Origin of the sequence: Salegentibacter sp. T436 (assembly GCF_001932675.1) — a bacterium.
Lineage (GTDB): Bacteria > Bacteroidota > Bacteroidia > Flavobacteriales > Flavobacteriaceae > Salegentibacter > Salegentibacter agarivorans.
Genome location: NZ_CP012872.1, coordinates 1,727,288 through 1,742,157 on the forward strand (window position 1 = coordinate 1,727,288; position 14,870 = coordinate 1,742,157).

The window sequence follows — 14,870 nt, forward strand, 5'->3', positions numbered from 1 at the left end:
TGTTATATTAACTTACCAATTGGCTGTTTATAAGGCTTATTCCGCCATCAATTAAATGTGAAATATCCGGTCTTCGAGATTTTACATCCTCTAAATTATTTAGAGCTTCTTTAGCGAGTTTTTCATCTTTCCCTACTGCTAGCTCATATATTTCTACGGAAAGCAACCAGTCTTTTGGGTGATGTTTTTTTACAAGTTCTAAAGCAGCGTCTAATGAAAATTTCGCATCTTTTCCTTCTCTTATATTTCTAACGGAAGCATAAAGTGAATTAAGTTCTTCGCGTTCTGGTGTACTTTTGCTTTTTATTGTAGTAGTTGAGGTTTTGTGGGTAATTAGATCAAAAGAAAGATTATCGGCGGGGCCGGCAAAGGCTGAAATAACTTCTTTCCCAATCGCCATATCATATTTGCCCCATTCCGGTTTAAATAAAATTTCTTCGCCATAAGTCACAGTGCAATCTTTTAGGCTAATAATGATTATTTTCCCCTGGAGATTCCTGGTGCCGGTAATGATCTCACCTTTTACTTTTATCCCACCTTCAAATTCAAATTCAATCTTTTCACCTTCATAAATATCATAAGCCCTAAGATCACGCGGGCTCATATCTTCAATCGCTAAATTGATTCCTTTTAAAGAGCCAATTGGCGAACCAAATCCGTCAGGGTGATTTTTTACACCGTGACCTACCAGTTCCTTTTCCCGATGGGAAAGGGCAGTTTTCCCTGAAGTTTGAATATAAATTGGTTTGCCATCGTGTTCAATAACTTTTGAAAAATCTCCTGAGATCTGTAAACCGGTACTTAATTCTATAGTTCCAAGATTTTTAGAATCTATCAATTTTTGAATTCCTTCAAGACCGCCTTTTCTTAAAGCCATTTTATTAGCAAATTCCTCTAAAACTGAGCTTAAATGAGCAAAATCAGGCGTTACATAAAGCTGAGGCTGAGGTTTGGTAATATCAAATTCCTGTTTGCAAGCTTCAATAGAATATGGAATCTTCTTCACTTTATCTGTCATACACCAGGCGCTTTCTCCAATAGAAGAGAGTAAACCGGCGCCATAAATTTTAGGATCTTCAAGCGTTCCAATCAACCCGTATTCAACGGTCCACCAGTGCAGGTTTCTTATCTGCGCCATCTCGCTGGGTTTCCCCATATTATTTTGCAGGTAATCTACTTTCTTTTCAGCTTCTTCAATTTCTTGTTTAGGTGTATCTTCAGCTTCCTTAATAATAGAAAGATGCCTTATGGCTTCATACATTTCATAATCTTTAGCGCTGGAAATCGCTTTACAGCCAATTTCGCCAAAGCGTCTAAGATATTCTGCGTATTCTGGGTTAGCGATAATAGGGGCGTGGCCGGCACCTTCGTGAATAATATCTGGAGCAGGAGTATATTCTATATGCTCGAGCTGACGAATATCGCTCGCAATTACCAAAACGTTAAAAGCCTGGAATTCCATAAAAGCAGCCGGCGGAATAAAGCCGTCTACCGCTACAGCAGCCCAGCCAATTTCTTTTAAAATTCGGTTCATACCATACATATTGGGAATATGATCTATAGAAATGCCGGTTTGCTTTAAACCATCAAGATAAGATTCGTGCGCAACTTTGCTTAAGTAATCTACATTTTTACGCATTACATAACGCCAAACCGCGTGGTTTACCGGGGTGTAATCATCGTAATTCTGTGGTTTTATATATTGCTGAAGATGGGCCGGCAAGCGGTCTAAAATCGCATTAGATTCAACTTTATCGAGCATAAGGGTGATTAACTAAAATTCAATATAAAGATAAGAAATTAACCTGAAATTCATAAAATGATAACTAAAGCCGTGTAAAAATAAAAATGCTCCTACAAGAGGAGCATTTTTGTTGAAAAATTTGTGGGGTTAATTCTTTATTTCTGGAGGATACTTTTCAAGTATTTCAGAAACAATTTCGTTTATCCTTTTTTGTTTTTTATTCACATCACTGGCTAAAGCGGCAGTTCCCATTCCCTGCCAAACCAGTTCTTTTCCTTCAGCATCAATTAGATCTATATAAAGAGTGCCTTCGCTAGTGCGGTTTACGGTATTAAAACCTGAGCCCCAATACCAGGGATGCCATCCCCAGCCATATCCCCAGCCCATCATATTGTTCTGGTAGATATTAATATTTTCATTGGTTTTCGTAAAAATGCTTACTAAAAGATCTGGATCCTCAGATTTTGTAAAACCTTTACGTTGCATTTCAGCTTCTATGGCTCTAAGGATTCGTTTTTTATCTAGATCTGATATTTCAGCTTTATCTATTCCAGGTTTAAAAAAAGCGTAACTTTCATATTGGTTAAAGTTTACTTCCCTGTCATAATCTGAAGCAACTCTTACGCTACTACAGGAAGTTACCAGGATAGTTAGCAGTAAAAGAACCGGTGTAATTTTTAAGACTTTCATAAAATATTATTTTAGGTGTTAGTGTCAAAAAGAGCCGGATCTACCAGGTTTGGGATAGTTACCTTTAGTTTTGGTTCCATTTGCATAGCCCTTTTTGCAGCGAAGAGCGCTTCTTTGTTTCGGGCCCAGCTTCGGCGGGCAATTCCATTATTAACATCCCAGAAAAGCATAGACTTTAGTCGCTCCTCCGATGCTTTATTTCCTTCAAGAATCATACCAAATCCACCATTAATCACCTCGCCCCAGCCAACTCCGCCGCCGTTATGAATGCTTACCCAGGTGGCGCCTCTAAAGCTATCTCCAATTACATTTTGTATCGCCATATCGGCTGTGAACTGGGATCCATCGTAAATATTTGAAGTTTCCCGGTATGGAGAATCTGTTCCGGAAACGTCGTGATGATCACGTCCTAAAATAACCGTTCCTATTTCTCCATTTCCAATAGCATCATTGAAAGCTTTGGCAATCTTCATTCGTCCTTCGGCATCGGCATAGAGAATCCTGGCTTTAGATCCTACTACCAGTTTGTTTTCTCTTGCGCCCTTTATCCACTGAATATTATCAGCCATTTGCTGCTGAATTTCCTCTGGTGAATTCTTTTTGAGTTCTTCTAAAACCTGAGTCGCGATCTTATCGGTTTTATCCAAATCTTCTTCTTTTCCGGAAGCACAAACCCATCTGAAAGGCCCAAAACCGTAATCAAAACACATAGGCCCCATAATATCCTGCACGTAGCTCGGATATTTAAAATCTTTGCCGTTTTCAGCTAAAATATCGGCTCCGGCCCGGGAAGCTTCTAATAAGAAAGCATTTCCGTAATCAAAGAAATAGGTGCCCCTAGCGGTATGTTTATTAATCGCCGCGGTTTGTCTTTTTAAACTTTCCTGTACTTTTTCTTTAAATTTTTCAGGTTCTTCGGCCATCATGGTATTGGCTTCTTTTAAACTTAAACCTACCGGGTAATAACCGCCGGCCCAGGGATTGTGCAATGAAGTCTGGTCACTTCCCAAATCGATATAAATATTTTCTTGCTCGAAATATTCCCAAACATCTACGATATTTCCCTGGAAAGCGATAGAAACTACTTCCTTATTAGCTTTGGCTTCCTGCACTCTTTTAGCAAGTTTTTCTAGATCAGAAATTACTTCGTCTACCCAGCCCTGGCTATGGCGGGTTTTTGTAGCTTTTGGATTCACCTCGGCACACACGGTAATACAACCTGCAATATTTCCGGCTTTTGGTTGCGCGCCGCTCATCCCGCCAAGACCGGAAGTCACAAATAATTTACCTTCCAGACCTTCTCCAGATCTTGATATTTTTCTGCCGGCATTTAAAACTGTGATCGTGGTACCGTGCACAATTCCCTGTGGGCCAATGTACATATAACTTCCAGCCGTCATTTGCCCGTATTGCGTTACACCCAGCGCATTAAATTTTTCCCAATCATCAGGTTTCGAATAATTTGGGATCATCATTCCATTAGTAACTACTACTCTTGGGGCATTTTCATGAGAAGGGAATAAGCCCATAGGATGTCCGGAATACATCACCAAAGTCTGATCGTTTTCCATTTCGGCTAAATATTGCATAGTGAGCAGGTATTGCGCCCAGTTTTGAAAAACCGCCCCGTTGCCCCCGTAAGTAATCAATTCATCGGGATGTTGCGCTACTTTAGGATCCAGGTTGTTTTGAATCATGAGCATGATTCCTTTTGCCTGTGTGCTATTTCCGGGATATTCTTCAATATTTCGGGCATACATATCATAGTCCGGCTTCAGGCGATACATATAAATTCTCCCGTATTTTTCCAGTTCGTCCTTAAATTCAGGTAGCAATTCCTGGTGATGTTTTTCTTCAAAATAACGAAGGGCATTTTGAAGTGCTAATTGTTTTTCTTCGGCGTTTAGAATAGCCTTTCGTTTAGGAGCGTGATTTACCGAAGTATCGTATTCTTTTTTAGGTGGAAGTTCACTGGGAATTCCCTGTAGTATTTTCGCTTTAAAGTCCATTGATTTTCTGTTTGCAATAGGTTTCAATAATAGGAAGAAATGTTAAATTAAAGAGTTTTAAATTTCATTTTCTATAAATTTAGCGCTCTTTTAAAGAAATAAATTATGAAATCTATTATAATTCTTCTTGCTCTTGTTTGTCTTGTTTCCTGTAAAGATGAAAACAAAGAATTGGAATTAGAAACTACTGAAATTTCAAAGAAAAGCGAAGTAACACCTTCAAATGATGTTTTTAGTGCCCGGGATTCACTGGATTGGGCCGGTATTTATGAAGGGTTTTTGCCTTGTGAGGATTGCGAGGGAATTGAAACATCTATTGAGATAGAGAAAAATCGTGATTATACACTTTCTCAGGAATTTAAAGGCAGAGCAGGTGATAACAGCCTACAGGAAACCGGAAAATTTGAATGGGATAAGCAAGGGAATACCATTAGTTTAGGAGAACGCCAAAAACTCTATTTTAAAGTAAGCCAAAATTACCTTTTACAGGTTTTTAAGTATGAATCTAAAGTAATGGGAGATTCTGCAATCAAATACCGTTTAACAAAAATTAATGAACTATGATTGCTTGCCGGTTTTTTTATTAAATCCGTAGGGGCAATGCCGGCAACCACTTTCGCAGCAATAGCCACGCTTTAAGTGATATTGCTCGGTAAAACAACGATAACCTTCAGGAGTGGTGTAGTAATCTCCTTCTTCTAACGGAATTCTTTTTTTGAAAAAACTCATATCGCAAAAATACAATTTCTTAACTTCCACACGTGATTCTAATCGTTAACAAATATCTCCTGGGAAAATCATTTAAGGGCGTGAGTTTATGGCCTTTTGTGATTCTTAAAAATAGTGAGCTAAAAGATGATTTTAATTTTATTAACCACGAAAAAATTCATTTAAGACAGCAGTTAGAATTACTTATTTTGCCTTTTTATATCTGGTATTTAATCGAATATTTACTGCGTTTATTTTATTATAAAGACCGCTTTCTGGCATATAAAAATATAAGTTTTGAGCGCGAAGCTTACAGCCAGGAAATGAAAGAGAATTATTTGGAGGAGCGTAAATTCTGGGCATTTTTAAAGTTTGTTTAGGTAGCTCGTCTTAGAATTCGGATATTTGCTTATGCCGAAATCTTCAAACATTTTTACTGGAATATCTTCTGAAAATCAGTTTGTTGCTGAGTTTCCTAATGAAATTTCGCTCTATTTAAAACGTGAAGATTTATTACATCCTGAGGTTTCAGGAAATAAATTTAGGAAATTAAAATATAATATTGCCAGAGCGCTTGAACAAAAGCAAAAAACACTGCTCACTTTTGGCGGAGCTTTTTCAAACCATATCTCAGCAACGGCCGCCGCCGGGCAACTTTTCCATCTAAAAACAATAGGAATTATTAGGGGAGAAGAATTAGGCAAAGATTTGGAAAATACTTTAGCACAAAATCCCACACTTAAGTTTGCTAAATCTTGCGGAATGCAATTTAAATTTGTTTCCAGGGGTGATTATAGAGCAAAAGACACCAGGGAATTTCAGGAGAAGTTAAAAAATGAATTTGGTGAATTTTATCTTGTGCCTGAAGGGGGAACAAATGATTTGGCCGTAAAAGGTTGCCAGGAAATTTTAAACGAGAAAGACGAGAAATTTCATTTTATAGCAGCTTCAGTAGGTACCGGTGGGACTCTTGCAGGCTTGATAAACGCTTCAGATATAAACCAGAAAGTTTTAGGTTTCCCGGCTTTGAAAGGTGATTTTCTTTCCGAAGAAATTGAAAAATACAGTATTAAAAATAATTGGGAATTAAAAACCGACTATCATTTTGGGGGGTACGCTAAGGTAGATTCGGAATTGATAAATTTTATTAATAATTTCAAAAAAAAATACAAAATTCAATTAGATCCGGTATATACGGGAAAGCTAGTTTTTGGTATTTTTGACCTTATAAAAGGCGGGTATTTCCCTTCTGGAAGTAAGATTATGGCCATTCACACCGGCGGTTTACAGGGAATCCAGGGAATGAATATGATTTTAAAAAAGAAAAAATTGCCTCTAATCACTTTTTAATATGAGAATTAACCGGTTTTTTGTTTTAATTTTTCTCGCCGCATTTGCGGTTTCCTGCGGAAGCAAGAAAAAAGTAGTCACCACTAAGAAAGATTCTAACAGGGAAAATACTTTCACTGAATCTTCAAATACCGCAATAGAACGGGTAAAACCTTTAGATGGAGAGCCTATGTTGCCCCCGGTAAATCCACGTCTTTATACGGTAGAGGATTATATTCGGGATTTTGCTGCGGTAGCGATGGAAGAGATGCGGCTTTACAACATTCCTGCGAGTATTACTCTGGCCCAGGGAATTTTAGAATCTGGTGGTGGTAAAGGAGATCTCACTATGCGCGCAAATAATCATTTTGGAATTAAATGTCACGACTGGAAAGGCGCTAGAGCTTATCACGACGATGATGCCCGCGGTGAGTGTTTTAGAAAATATAAAGATGCTCGTTATTCTTACAGGGATCATTCACTTTTTCTCACAGAAAGAAAACGTTATGCAGAACTTTTTGAATTAGATGAAGACGATTATAAAGGTTGGGCTAGAGGTTTGAGAAAGGCAGGTTATGCTACCGATAGACGTTACCCAGATAAATTAATTAGTCTAATTGAACGTTACAGGCTTTATCAATTTGACGCAGATGTACTTAAAAGGCCATCTCCAAGTTATACCTATACGCCCGAATCTCCAGAGTCGGTTACTTACAAGGTTAAAAAGGGCGATACTTTATACAGAATTGCAAAGCAACATAATACCACAGTAGAAGAATTACAGCGATTTAATAATTTAAGAGACACTAATATTTCCGTAGGGCAAATGTTGGTGATTATCTCTGTAGAATAAAAATTTATGATCTATAAAAGAAGTAGCGAATTGTTCGCTTCGGCACAAAAAGTAATTCCCGGCGGAGTGAACTCACCGGTAAGAGCATTTAAAGCAGTGGGTGGAGATCCCATTTTTATTAAAAGAGCCGAAGGAGCTTATTTATATGATGAAGACGGAAATAAATTAATAGACTATATAAATTCGTGGGGGCCACTGATTTTAGGTCACGCTCACAAACCGGTAATAGATGCGGTAATTGATATTGCCAAAAAAGGAACTTCTTTTGGAACACCTACTGAAATTGAAACTAAAATCGCAGAACTGGCGGTAAAACTGGTTCCCAATATCGATAAAATTAGAATGGTAAATTCGGGTACTGAGGCCACAATGAGTGCCGTTAGACTTGCACGTGGCTATACCGGAAAAGAAAAGATCATTAAATTTGCCGGTTGTTATCATGGGCATAGCGATTCTTTCCTAATCCAGGCCGGTAGTGGTGCGATCACTTTCGGTACGCCAAACAGTCCGGGAGTTACTCAGGGAACAGCAAAAGACACCCTGCTTGCAAGATATAATGACCTCGAAAATGTAAAATCTTTAATTGAAGCCAATAAAGATGAAATTGCCTGCATAATTATTGAGCCCGTTCCCGGAAATATGGGGTGTATTCCTCCAAACGAAGGTTTTCTGGAAGGTTTACGTGAACTTTGCGATGATCACGGTATTTTATTGGTTTTTGATGAGGTGATGAGCGGTTTTAGACTTGCTCCCGGCGGCGTTCAGGAACGAATGGGAGTAAATGCTGATATTGCCTGTTTTGGAAAAGTTATTGGTGGAGGTTTGCCGGTTGGTGCTTTTGCTGCGCGAAATGAAATTATGGATTATCTGGCTCCCGTTGGGCCGGTTTACCAGGCGGGAACTTTAAGCGGAAATCCTTTGGCCATGGCTGCGGGACTTGCGATGCTAACCGAACTGGATAATAACCGAAGTATTTTTGAAAATATAGACAAGAAAACCGAATATCTTCACAAAGGAGTAGAAAAAGTACTTTCAGAAAATAATGTTGCACATACCATAAACCGTGTAGGTTCTATGATTTCTATTCATTTTGGGGAAGAACCGGTAGTAGATTTTGAATCTGCCGCTAAATCTGCTGGAAATGGAATTTTCAACAAATTTTTCCACGGAATGTTAGAAAACGGAATTTACATTGCGCCAAGTGCTTTTGAAACCTGGTTTATAAGTGATGCTCTTTCTTATGAAGATTTAGACACTACAATTGAAGCGGTGAATAAAGTTGCAAAAACACTTTAATTAAAAAACCTCACAGATTTTTAAACCTGTGAGGTTGCATTTATTTAATTCATCCTGAATTTATTTCAGGAACAGGATTTCTTAATTTCGTTTGCCTCGTTTAAAAAAAATAAAAGCGCCCGAAACCCGGACGCTTTTAACCTACAATTTATTCAAAATTCAAATTAAGCAGCGGGAAGATCACCTTCTCCTTTTCTTGGTAACAGAGATTTTCCCATTAAATATTTATCTACGTGGTAAGCAGCTTCCCTACCTTCAGAAATTGCCCATACAATTAGAGATTGGCCGCGTCGCATATCACCGGCGGTAAAAATATTAGGAATGTTGGTTTGATAAGCTTCGTCTCCCTTAATATTTGTTCTGCTATCAAGTTCCAATCCTAATTGTTCGCTTAAAGTTTTTTCCGGACCTGTAAATCCTAAGGCTAAAAGCACCAGTTCACAAGGCCATTCTTTTTCAGATCCTTCTACTTCTTTTAGTTGAGGTCTTCCGTTTTCCCCTTTTACCCATTCTATATTTACCGTTTTTAAAGCTTTTAAATTTCCTTCTTTATCACGAATAAATTCTTTGGTATTAATGCTCCAATTTCGCTCAACACCTTCTTCGTGAGAAGAAGTAGTTTTTAGTGTAAACGGCCAGTAAGGCCAGGGATTTTCCCTGTCTCTATGTTCTGCCGGCATCGGCATAATTTCAAAATTAATTACCGATTTTGCGCCGTGACGGTTAGATGTTCCCACACAATCTGAACCCGTGTCACCACCTCCAATAACAATCACATTTTTACCTTCGGCAGAGAATTTTTCGGTTTGTTCTTTTAAACCGTCTACAACTTCGTTGTTATTTTTTAGGAAATCCATTGCCTGCATCACACCATCACCTTCGGCTCCATCAATAGGAAGATTTCGGCGTTTAGTGGCGCCCCCACATAGTACTACGGCATCAAATTCTTTAAGTTTTTCGGCTTCATAATTTTCACCTACATGAACTCCGGTTTCAAATTTGATTCCTTCTTCTTTCATAATATTTACCCGGCGATCTATCACGTGTTTTTCCATTTTAAAATCAGGAATTCCATAACGTAAAAGTCCGCCGATTTTCTTGTCCCTTTCAAAAACAGTAACCTCGTGACCGGCCCTGTTAAGTTGTTGTGCTGCTGCAAGACCTGCAGGACCCGAGCCAACAACTGCAGCTGTTTTTCCTGTTCTGGATTTTGGAGGTTGTGGTGTTACCCAGCCTTCTTTAAATCCTCGCTCAACAATATATTTCTCAATAAGTTCAATCGCCACCGGCGGATCTGTGATTCCCAAAACGCAAGCCGATTCGCAAGGGGCTGGGCATAATCTCCCGGTAAATTCAGGGAAATTATTGGTGCCGTGTAAAATACTAAGTGCTTTTTTCCAGTCGTTTTTATAAACTGCATGGTTAAAATCTGGAATTAAGTTTCCAAGCGGGCAACCGCTATGGCAAAACGGAATTCCGCAATCCATACACCTTGCTCCCTGGTCTCCCAATTCTTCGGGAGACATTTCTTTTGTAAATTCTTTATAATCTTTAACTCGATTTTCAACAGCTTCTGTCTCTTCCACCTTGCGGTCGTATTCCATAAAACCTCTTATCTTACCCATAATTATGCTGTTTTGAGTTCTACTTGTTCTTTTAACATTTTCTCTTCTTCCATTTTTTGTAAAGCCTTTTTATATTCTGCAGGCATTACTTTTATAAACTTACCGGCATTTTCTTCCCAGTTTTCCAGGATTTCTTTTGCTACATCGCTCTCGGTGTAGCGGTAGTGATTTTCAATAAGTTCTTTTAATTCTTTTTTATTTTCTTCTGAAGGATCTTCTAATCCAATCATTTCCATATTGAAATTATGATTGTCTAAAGTATTATCGGCATTATAGATATAAGCGATTCCCCCGCTCATTCCAGCAGCGAAATTTCTTCCTATTTTTCCTAAAATAACGGCTATACCTCCGGTCATATATTCACAACCGTGATCTCCAATTCCTTCTATCACCGCTTTGGCACCTGAGTTTCTTACGCAGAAACGTTCTCCACCCATTCCATTGATATAGGCTTCGCCATCTGTAGCGCCGTAAAGGGCAACATTCCCAATAATTACGTTTTCATTAGATTTAAAAGATGCTTCTTTAGGTTTTCTTACACTTAAAGTTGCTCCCGAAAGACCTTTACCTAAATAATCGTTAGAATTTCCATTGATATTCATCGTTAAACCTTTGGTAGCAAAAGCACCAAAACTTTGCCCTCCCGAACCGGTAAAATTCAATGTAAGCGTACCATCGGGTAATCCTTTTGCACCGTGAATTTTGGAAATTTCATTACTTATAATAGCTCCAGTGGTTCGGTTTATATTGCTAATTGGGAAATCAAGACTCATTTTTTCCTTTCTGTAAATAGCCGGATGCGCCTGATTTAATATTTCAAAATCCAATACATTTTCCAGGTTGTGATCCTGGGTTTCTGTATTATAAAGCGGCATATCTTCATCTATTTTCGGCTTATACAGAATATTAGAAAGATCTAATCCCTGTGCTTTATAATGTTCTATTGCACGGTTCATATCCAGTTTTTGGCTTTGACCTACCATTTCATTTATAGTTCTAAAACCAAGATCGGCCATAATTTGTCTTAATTCCTGAGCGATGAAATACATAAAGTTGATCACATCTTCAGGGGTACCTTTAAATTTCTTTCTAAGTTCAGGATCTTGCGTTGCGATTCCCACCGGGCAGGTGTTTAAATGGCACGCACGCATCATAATACAACCTGATGCTACCAGGGGAGCGGTAGAAAAACCAAATTCCTCGGCACCAAGCAATGCGGCAATCGCTACATCACGACCGGTTTTTAACTGGCCATCACACTCTACAACAATCCTGTTTCTAAGATTGTTGATAAGCAGGGTTTGTTGAGCTTCGGCAATTCCAAGTTCCCAGGGTAAACCTGCGTGTCTTAGTGAGGTGAGGGGAGAAGCTCCCGTACCACCATCAAATCCTGAAATTAAAACAACATCTGCCTTTGCTTTTGCTACACCGGCGGCAATTGTTCCCACGCCAACTTTAGAAACCAGCTTTACATTAATCCTGGCTTCGCGGTTCGCATTTTTAAGGTCAAAAATTAATTGCGCCAAATCCTCTATAGAATAAATATCGTGGTGTGGCGGCGGTGAAATTAATCCTACATAAGGAGTGGAATTTCTTGTTTTTGCAATATCGGGGTTTACTTTTGGACCCGGTAATTGCCCGCCTTCCCCGGGTTTTGCACCCTGGGCCATCTTAATTTGAATTTCTTTAGCGTTACTCAAATAATTAATAGAAACTCCAAATCTTCCTGAAGCAACCTGTTTTATAGCTGAATTTCTCCAGTTTCCATCAAGATCTTTATGAAAACGCTGCGGATCTTCACCACCTTCACCCGAGTTGCTTTTTCCCTGCATACGATTCATCGCAACCGCAAGGTTCTCGTGCGCTTCTTTACTAATAGAGCCAAAAGACATGGCCCCGGTTTTAAATCGTTTTACGATCTCTGTCCAGGGTTCCACTTCCTCAATAGGAACAGGATTAAGGTCACGGAATTTAAACATTCCGCGAAGCGTCATTAAACGTTCGCTTTGGTCGTTTATTAATTTTGAATATTCTTCGTAAGCTTTAGTGCTGTTTTGTTTTACCGCTTGTTGTAGTTTAGCTACACTTGCCGGATTAAACATATGTCTCTCACCGGTTCTTCTCCAGCGATAATCACCACCAATTTCCAGATCCAGATCGGTATCTGTTTTCTTGGGAGCAAATGCGTTTTCGAAACGTTTTTGAATTTCTTTTTCTACTTCATACAATCCAATTCCTTCGATTCGAGTTGGTGTATTAGTGAAATACTTATCTACAAATTTTTGGTTTAAGCCAAGAATCTCGAAAATTTGTGCGCCGCGGTAGGAGTGAAGGGTAGAAATACCAATCTTATTCATAATCTTCACAATTCCTTTTCCAATGGCTACATTAAAATTCTCTACAGCAACTTCAGGATCATCAACTTCAATTTCTTTTTCTTCAACCAGGCTGTAAATAATTTCATTCACCATATACGGATTAATGGCGCTGGCACCATAACCAAATAACAACGCGAAATGATGCGGTTCCCGTGGCTCAGCCGATTCTATTACAATTCCGAAGGAAGATCTTCGGTTATGTTTTTTCACGCCGTGATGCACAAAAGAACAAGCCAAAAGTGACGGAATAGGAGCCAGTTTTGGATCGGCATTCCTATCAGTAAGTATAATTACATTACAACCTTTATCTACGGCATCGTTTATTTCGTAAATAATTTCATCCAGTCGTGTTTCCAGTCCGTTAAGACCTTTATTGGCCTCATATAAAATAGAAATTGAAGCGGTTTTAAAATCTGGATGTTCTATGTATTTTATTTTATCTAAATCCTCGTTGGAAATAACAGGATTTTGGATCCTAAGTTTCTTGGATTGTTCAGGAATGATATCAAATAAATTTCGGTCTTCCCCAATAGCTAAACTAATATCGGTGACAATTTCTTCCCTTATTCCATCTAAAGGAGGGTTGGTTACCTGGGCGAATAATTGCTTAAAATAATTAAATAAAAGCTGTGATTTATCTGAAAGAACCGCCAATGGAATATCGGCTCCCATAGAGCCAATAGCTTCTTTTCCCTGGAGCGCCATTGGGCTAATTATGGTTTTGATGTCTTCCTGGGTATAACCAAATAATTTTTGCCGGGTGTTAATATCTATTTTCTCTACCGGGGTTTTGTTACCGGTATAAGGAACTTCAGAAAGATTAAGTAAATTTTCGTCTAACCATTTTCTATAAGGTCTTTCAGAAATAATTTTTTGTTTTACTTCTTCATCGCCTATAATTCGGCCTTCCTGCATATCTACAAGGAACATTCTTCCGGGTTCAAGCCTACCGTGTAGTTCAACATTTTCGGGTTTAACCTCTAAAACACCGGTTTCTGAAGACATGATTACGTAACCATCTTTAGTAAGCGTGTACCTTGAAGGGCGTAATCCGTTTCTGTCTAATAACGCTCCTATATATTTTCCATCGGTAAACGGAATGGAAGCCGGGCCATCCCAGGGTTCCATAATACAAGCGTTGTATTCGTAAAATGCTTTTTTCTCATCAAGCATAGACGGATTTTTCTCCCAGGCTTCAGGGACCATCATCATTATTGCTTCTGGAAGAGATCTTCCTGTTTGTAATAATAATTCCAGCACCATATCCATAGAAGCTGAATCTGATTTACCTTCAGGAACAATAGGAATAACTTCTTTTAGATCTTCGCCAAATTTTTCGCTTTCAAAAAGCTCTTCCCTGGCTTTCATTCGGCTTAAATTTCCGCGTAGCGTATTTATTTCTCCATTATGACACATATATCGGAAAGGTTGTGCCAAATCCCAGGTTGGGAAGGTGTTTGTAGAGAATCGTTGATGAACCAAAGCAAGTTTGGTAACTACATCTGGTTCGTTTAGATCGCGATAGTAAACGTTAATATCCTGTGGCATCAACAAACCTTTGTAGATAATGGTATTGGTTGATAAACTTGCCAGGTAAAAATATTCTGATTCAGAAAGTTCTGATTTTTCAATACGATGTTCAGCGATTTTTCTCGCAGCAAAAAGTTTTGCATTAAAACTTTCTTCTGAAACATCGTCTCCTTTTCCTATAAAAACCTGTTGTACACTTGGTTCAGAAAGTGAAGCAATGCTTCCCAGGCAGGCTCTGTTTACGGGTACTTCCCGCCAGCCTATAAGATTAAGCCCCTGGCCAATAATCTCTTCTTCAAAAATCTCTCTGCAAATTTTTCGTTGATTCCCAGATTGCGGAAGAAAAACCATTCCTACCGCATATTCTTTAAAATCAGGAAGTTTGAATTCACATGTTTTTTTGAAAAAATCGTGAGGAATTTCTATTAAAATACCGGCGCCATCACCTGTTTTACCATCGGCACTTACCGCACCTCTGTGTTCCAGGCGAATAAGAATATCCAGGGCTTTATGAATTATATCATTAGTTCGTTTGCCTTTTAGATTACATATAAAGCCTGCGCCACAATTATCGTGCTCAAATTCGGGTGAATAGAGCCCCTGTTTTTTTAATTTCATGTCCTTTTCGTCCTTAAGTTATCGTCTCAAAATTACCTAATTAGATAAATATTATGAAGCGTTTCTAACTTAAAGTAAGAAGAAATTCAG

Annotated in this window: 11 protein-coding genes; 5 read left to right on the forward strand and 6 right to left on the reverse strand. The window is 38.6% G+C overall.

All coding sequences use genetic code 11. From position 1 onward, the window contains the following. Positions 1-7 precede the first annotated feature (7 nt). From AO058_RS07590 to AO058_RS07600, 3 genes are all read right to left on the reverse strand, one after another. Positions 8-1,762 carry an aromatic amino acid hydroxylase gene (locus tag AO058_RS07590; protein ID WP_075325895.1) on the reverse strand — a complete coding sequence of 585 codons (1,755 nt, stop codon included), beginning with the start codon at positions 1,760-1,762 and terminating at the stop codon, positions 8-10. Between the two features lie 129 nt (positions 1,763-1,891). After that, positions 1,892-2,434: a DUF4136 domain-containing protein gene (locus AO058_RS07595; protein WP_075325896.1), complete on the reverse strand. Its 543-nt coding sequence runs from the start codon at positions 2,432-2,434 to the stop codon at positions 1,892-1,894. Between the two features lie 11 nt (positions 2,435-2,445). Continuing rightward, on the reverse strand, positions 2,446-4,443 hold the full coding sequence (locus AO058_RS07600; RefSeq protein ID WP_075327913.1) for a urocanate hydratase: 1,998 nt from the start codon (positions 4,441-4,443) through the stop codon (positions 2,446-2,448). 105 nt (positions 4,444-4,548) lie between these two features. On the opposite strand from AO058_RS07600, the gene AO058_RS07605 reads away from it, so the two are divergent. Then, a complete protein-coding gene (locus tag AO058_RS07605; protein ID WP_075325897.1) occupies positions 4,549-5,007 on the forward strand; it encodes a copper resistance protein NlpE in 459 nt (152 codons plus the stop codon). On the opposite strand, the gene AO058_RS18525 is transcribed toward AO058_RS07605, so the two are convergent. Then, positions 5,002-5,172, reverse strand: a complete 171-nt coding sequence (locus tag AO058_RS18525; RefSeq protein WP_177195671.1) for a DUF5522 domain-containing protein — start codon at positions 5,170-5,172, stop codon at positions 5,002-5,004. The genes AO058_RS07605 and AO058_RS18525 overlap by 6 nt on opposite strands. Positions 5,173-5,204: 32 nt before the next feature. On the opposite strand from AO058_RS18525, the gene AO058_RS07610 reads away from it, so the two are divergent. Genes AO058_RS07610 through hemL form a run of 4 tightly spaced genes read left to right on the forward strand, consistent with a single transcriptional unit; the run spans position 5,205 to position 8,629 of the window. Beyond that, positions 5,205-5,531, forward strand: a complete 327-nt coding sequence (locus tag AO058_RS07610; protein ID WP_075325898.1) for a hypothetical protein — start codon at positions 5,205-5,207, stop codon at positions 5,529-5,531. A gap of 31 nt (positions 5,532-5,562) precedes the next feature. After that, a complete protein-coding gene (locus AO058_RS07615; protein ID WP_075325899.1) occupies positions 5,563-6,501 on the forward strand; it encodes a 1-aminocyclopropane-1-carboxylate deaminase/D-cysteine desulfhydrase in 939 nt (312 codons plus the stop codon). Position 6,502: 1 nt separating this feature from the next. Continuing rightward, positions 6,503-7,333, forward strand: a complete 831-nt coding sequence (locus AO058_RS07620) for a glucosaminidase domain-containing protein (RefSeq protein ID WP_075325900.1) — start codon at positions 6,503-6,505, stop codon at positions 7,331-7,333. Positions 7,334-7,339: 6 nt separating this feature from the next. Then, positions 7,340-8,629, forward strand: coding sequence for a glutamate-1-semialdehyde 2,1-aminomutase (gene hemL, locus AO058_RS07625; RefSeq protein ID WP_075325901.1), 1,290 nt, complete (start codon positions 7,340-7,342; stop codon positions 8,627-8,629). Positions 8,630-8,793: 164 nt separating this feature from the next. On the opposite strand, the gene AO058_RS07630 is transcribed toward hemL, so the two are convergent. Together AO058_RS07630 and gltB are read right to left on the reverse strand one after the other, a co-directional pair. Beyond that, positions 8,794-10,254, reverse strand: coding sequence for a glutamate synthase subunit beta (locus AO058_RS07630; RefSeq protein WP_075325902.1), 1,461 nt, complete (start codon positions 10,252-10,254; stop codon positions 8,794-8,796). A gap of 2 nt (positions 10,255-10,256) precedes the next feature. Then, a complete protein-coding gene (gene gltB / locus AO058_RS07635) occupies positions 10,257-14,780 on the reverse strand; it encodes a glutamate synthase large subunit (RefSeq protein ID WP_075325903.1) in 4,524 nt (1,507 codons plus the stop codon). Positions 14,781-14,870: the final 90 nt, after the last annotated feature.

Coding starts and splice junctions, on each gene's coding strand:
- AO058_RS07630 (WP_075325902.1), bottom strand. CDS start 10,254: ATGGGTAAGATAAGAGGTTTTATGGAATACGACCGCAAGGTGGAAGAG.
- AO058_RS07590 (WP_075325895.1), bottom strand. CDS start 1,762: ATGCTCGATAAAGTTGAATCTAATGCGATTTTAGACCGCTTGCCGGCC.
- AO058_RS07595 (WP_075325896.1), bottom strand. CDS start 2,434: ATGAAAGTCTTAAAAATTACACCGGTTCTTTTACTGCTAACTATCCTG.
- gltB (WP_075325903.1), bottom strand. CDS start 14,780: ATGAAATTAAAAAAACAGGGGCTCTATTCACCCGAATTTGAGCACGAT.
- AO058_RS18525 (WP_177195671.1), bottom strand. CDS start 5,172: ATGAGTTTTTTCAAAAAAAGAATTCCGTTAGAAGAAGGAGATTACTAC.
- AO058_RS07605 (WP_075325897.1), top strand. CDS start 4,549: ATGAAATCTATTATAATTCTTCTTGCTCTTGTTTGTCTTGTTTCCTGT.
- AO058_RS07615 (WP_075325899.1), top strand. CDS start 5,563: ATGCCGAAATCTTCAAACATTTTTACTGGAATATCTTCTGAAAATCAG.
- hemL (WP_075325901.1), top strand. CDS start 7,340: ATGATCTATAAAAGAAGTAGCGAATTGTTCGCTTCGGCACAAAAAGTA.
- AO058_RS07620 (WP_075325900.1), top strand. CDS start 6,503: ATGAGAATTAACCGGTTTTTTGTTTTAATTTTTCTCGCCGCATTTGCG.
- AO058_RS07600 (WP_075327913.1), bottom strand. CDS start 4,443: ATGGACTTTAAAGCGAAAATACTACAGGGAATTCCCAGTGAACTTCCA.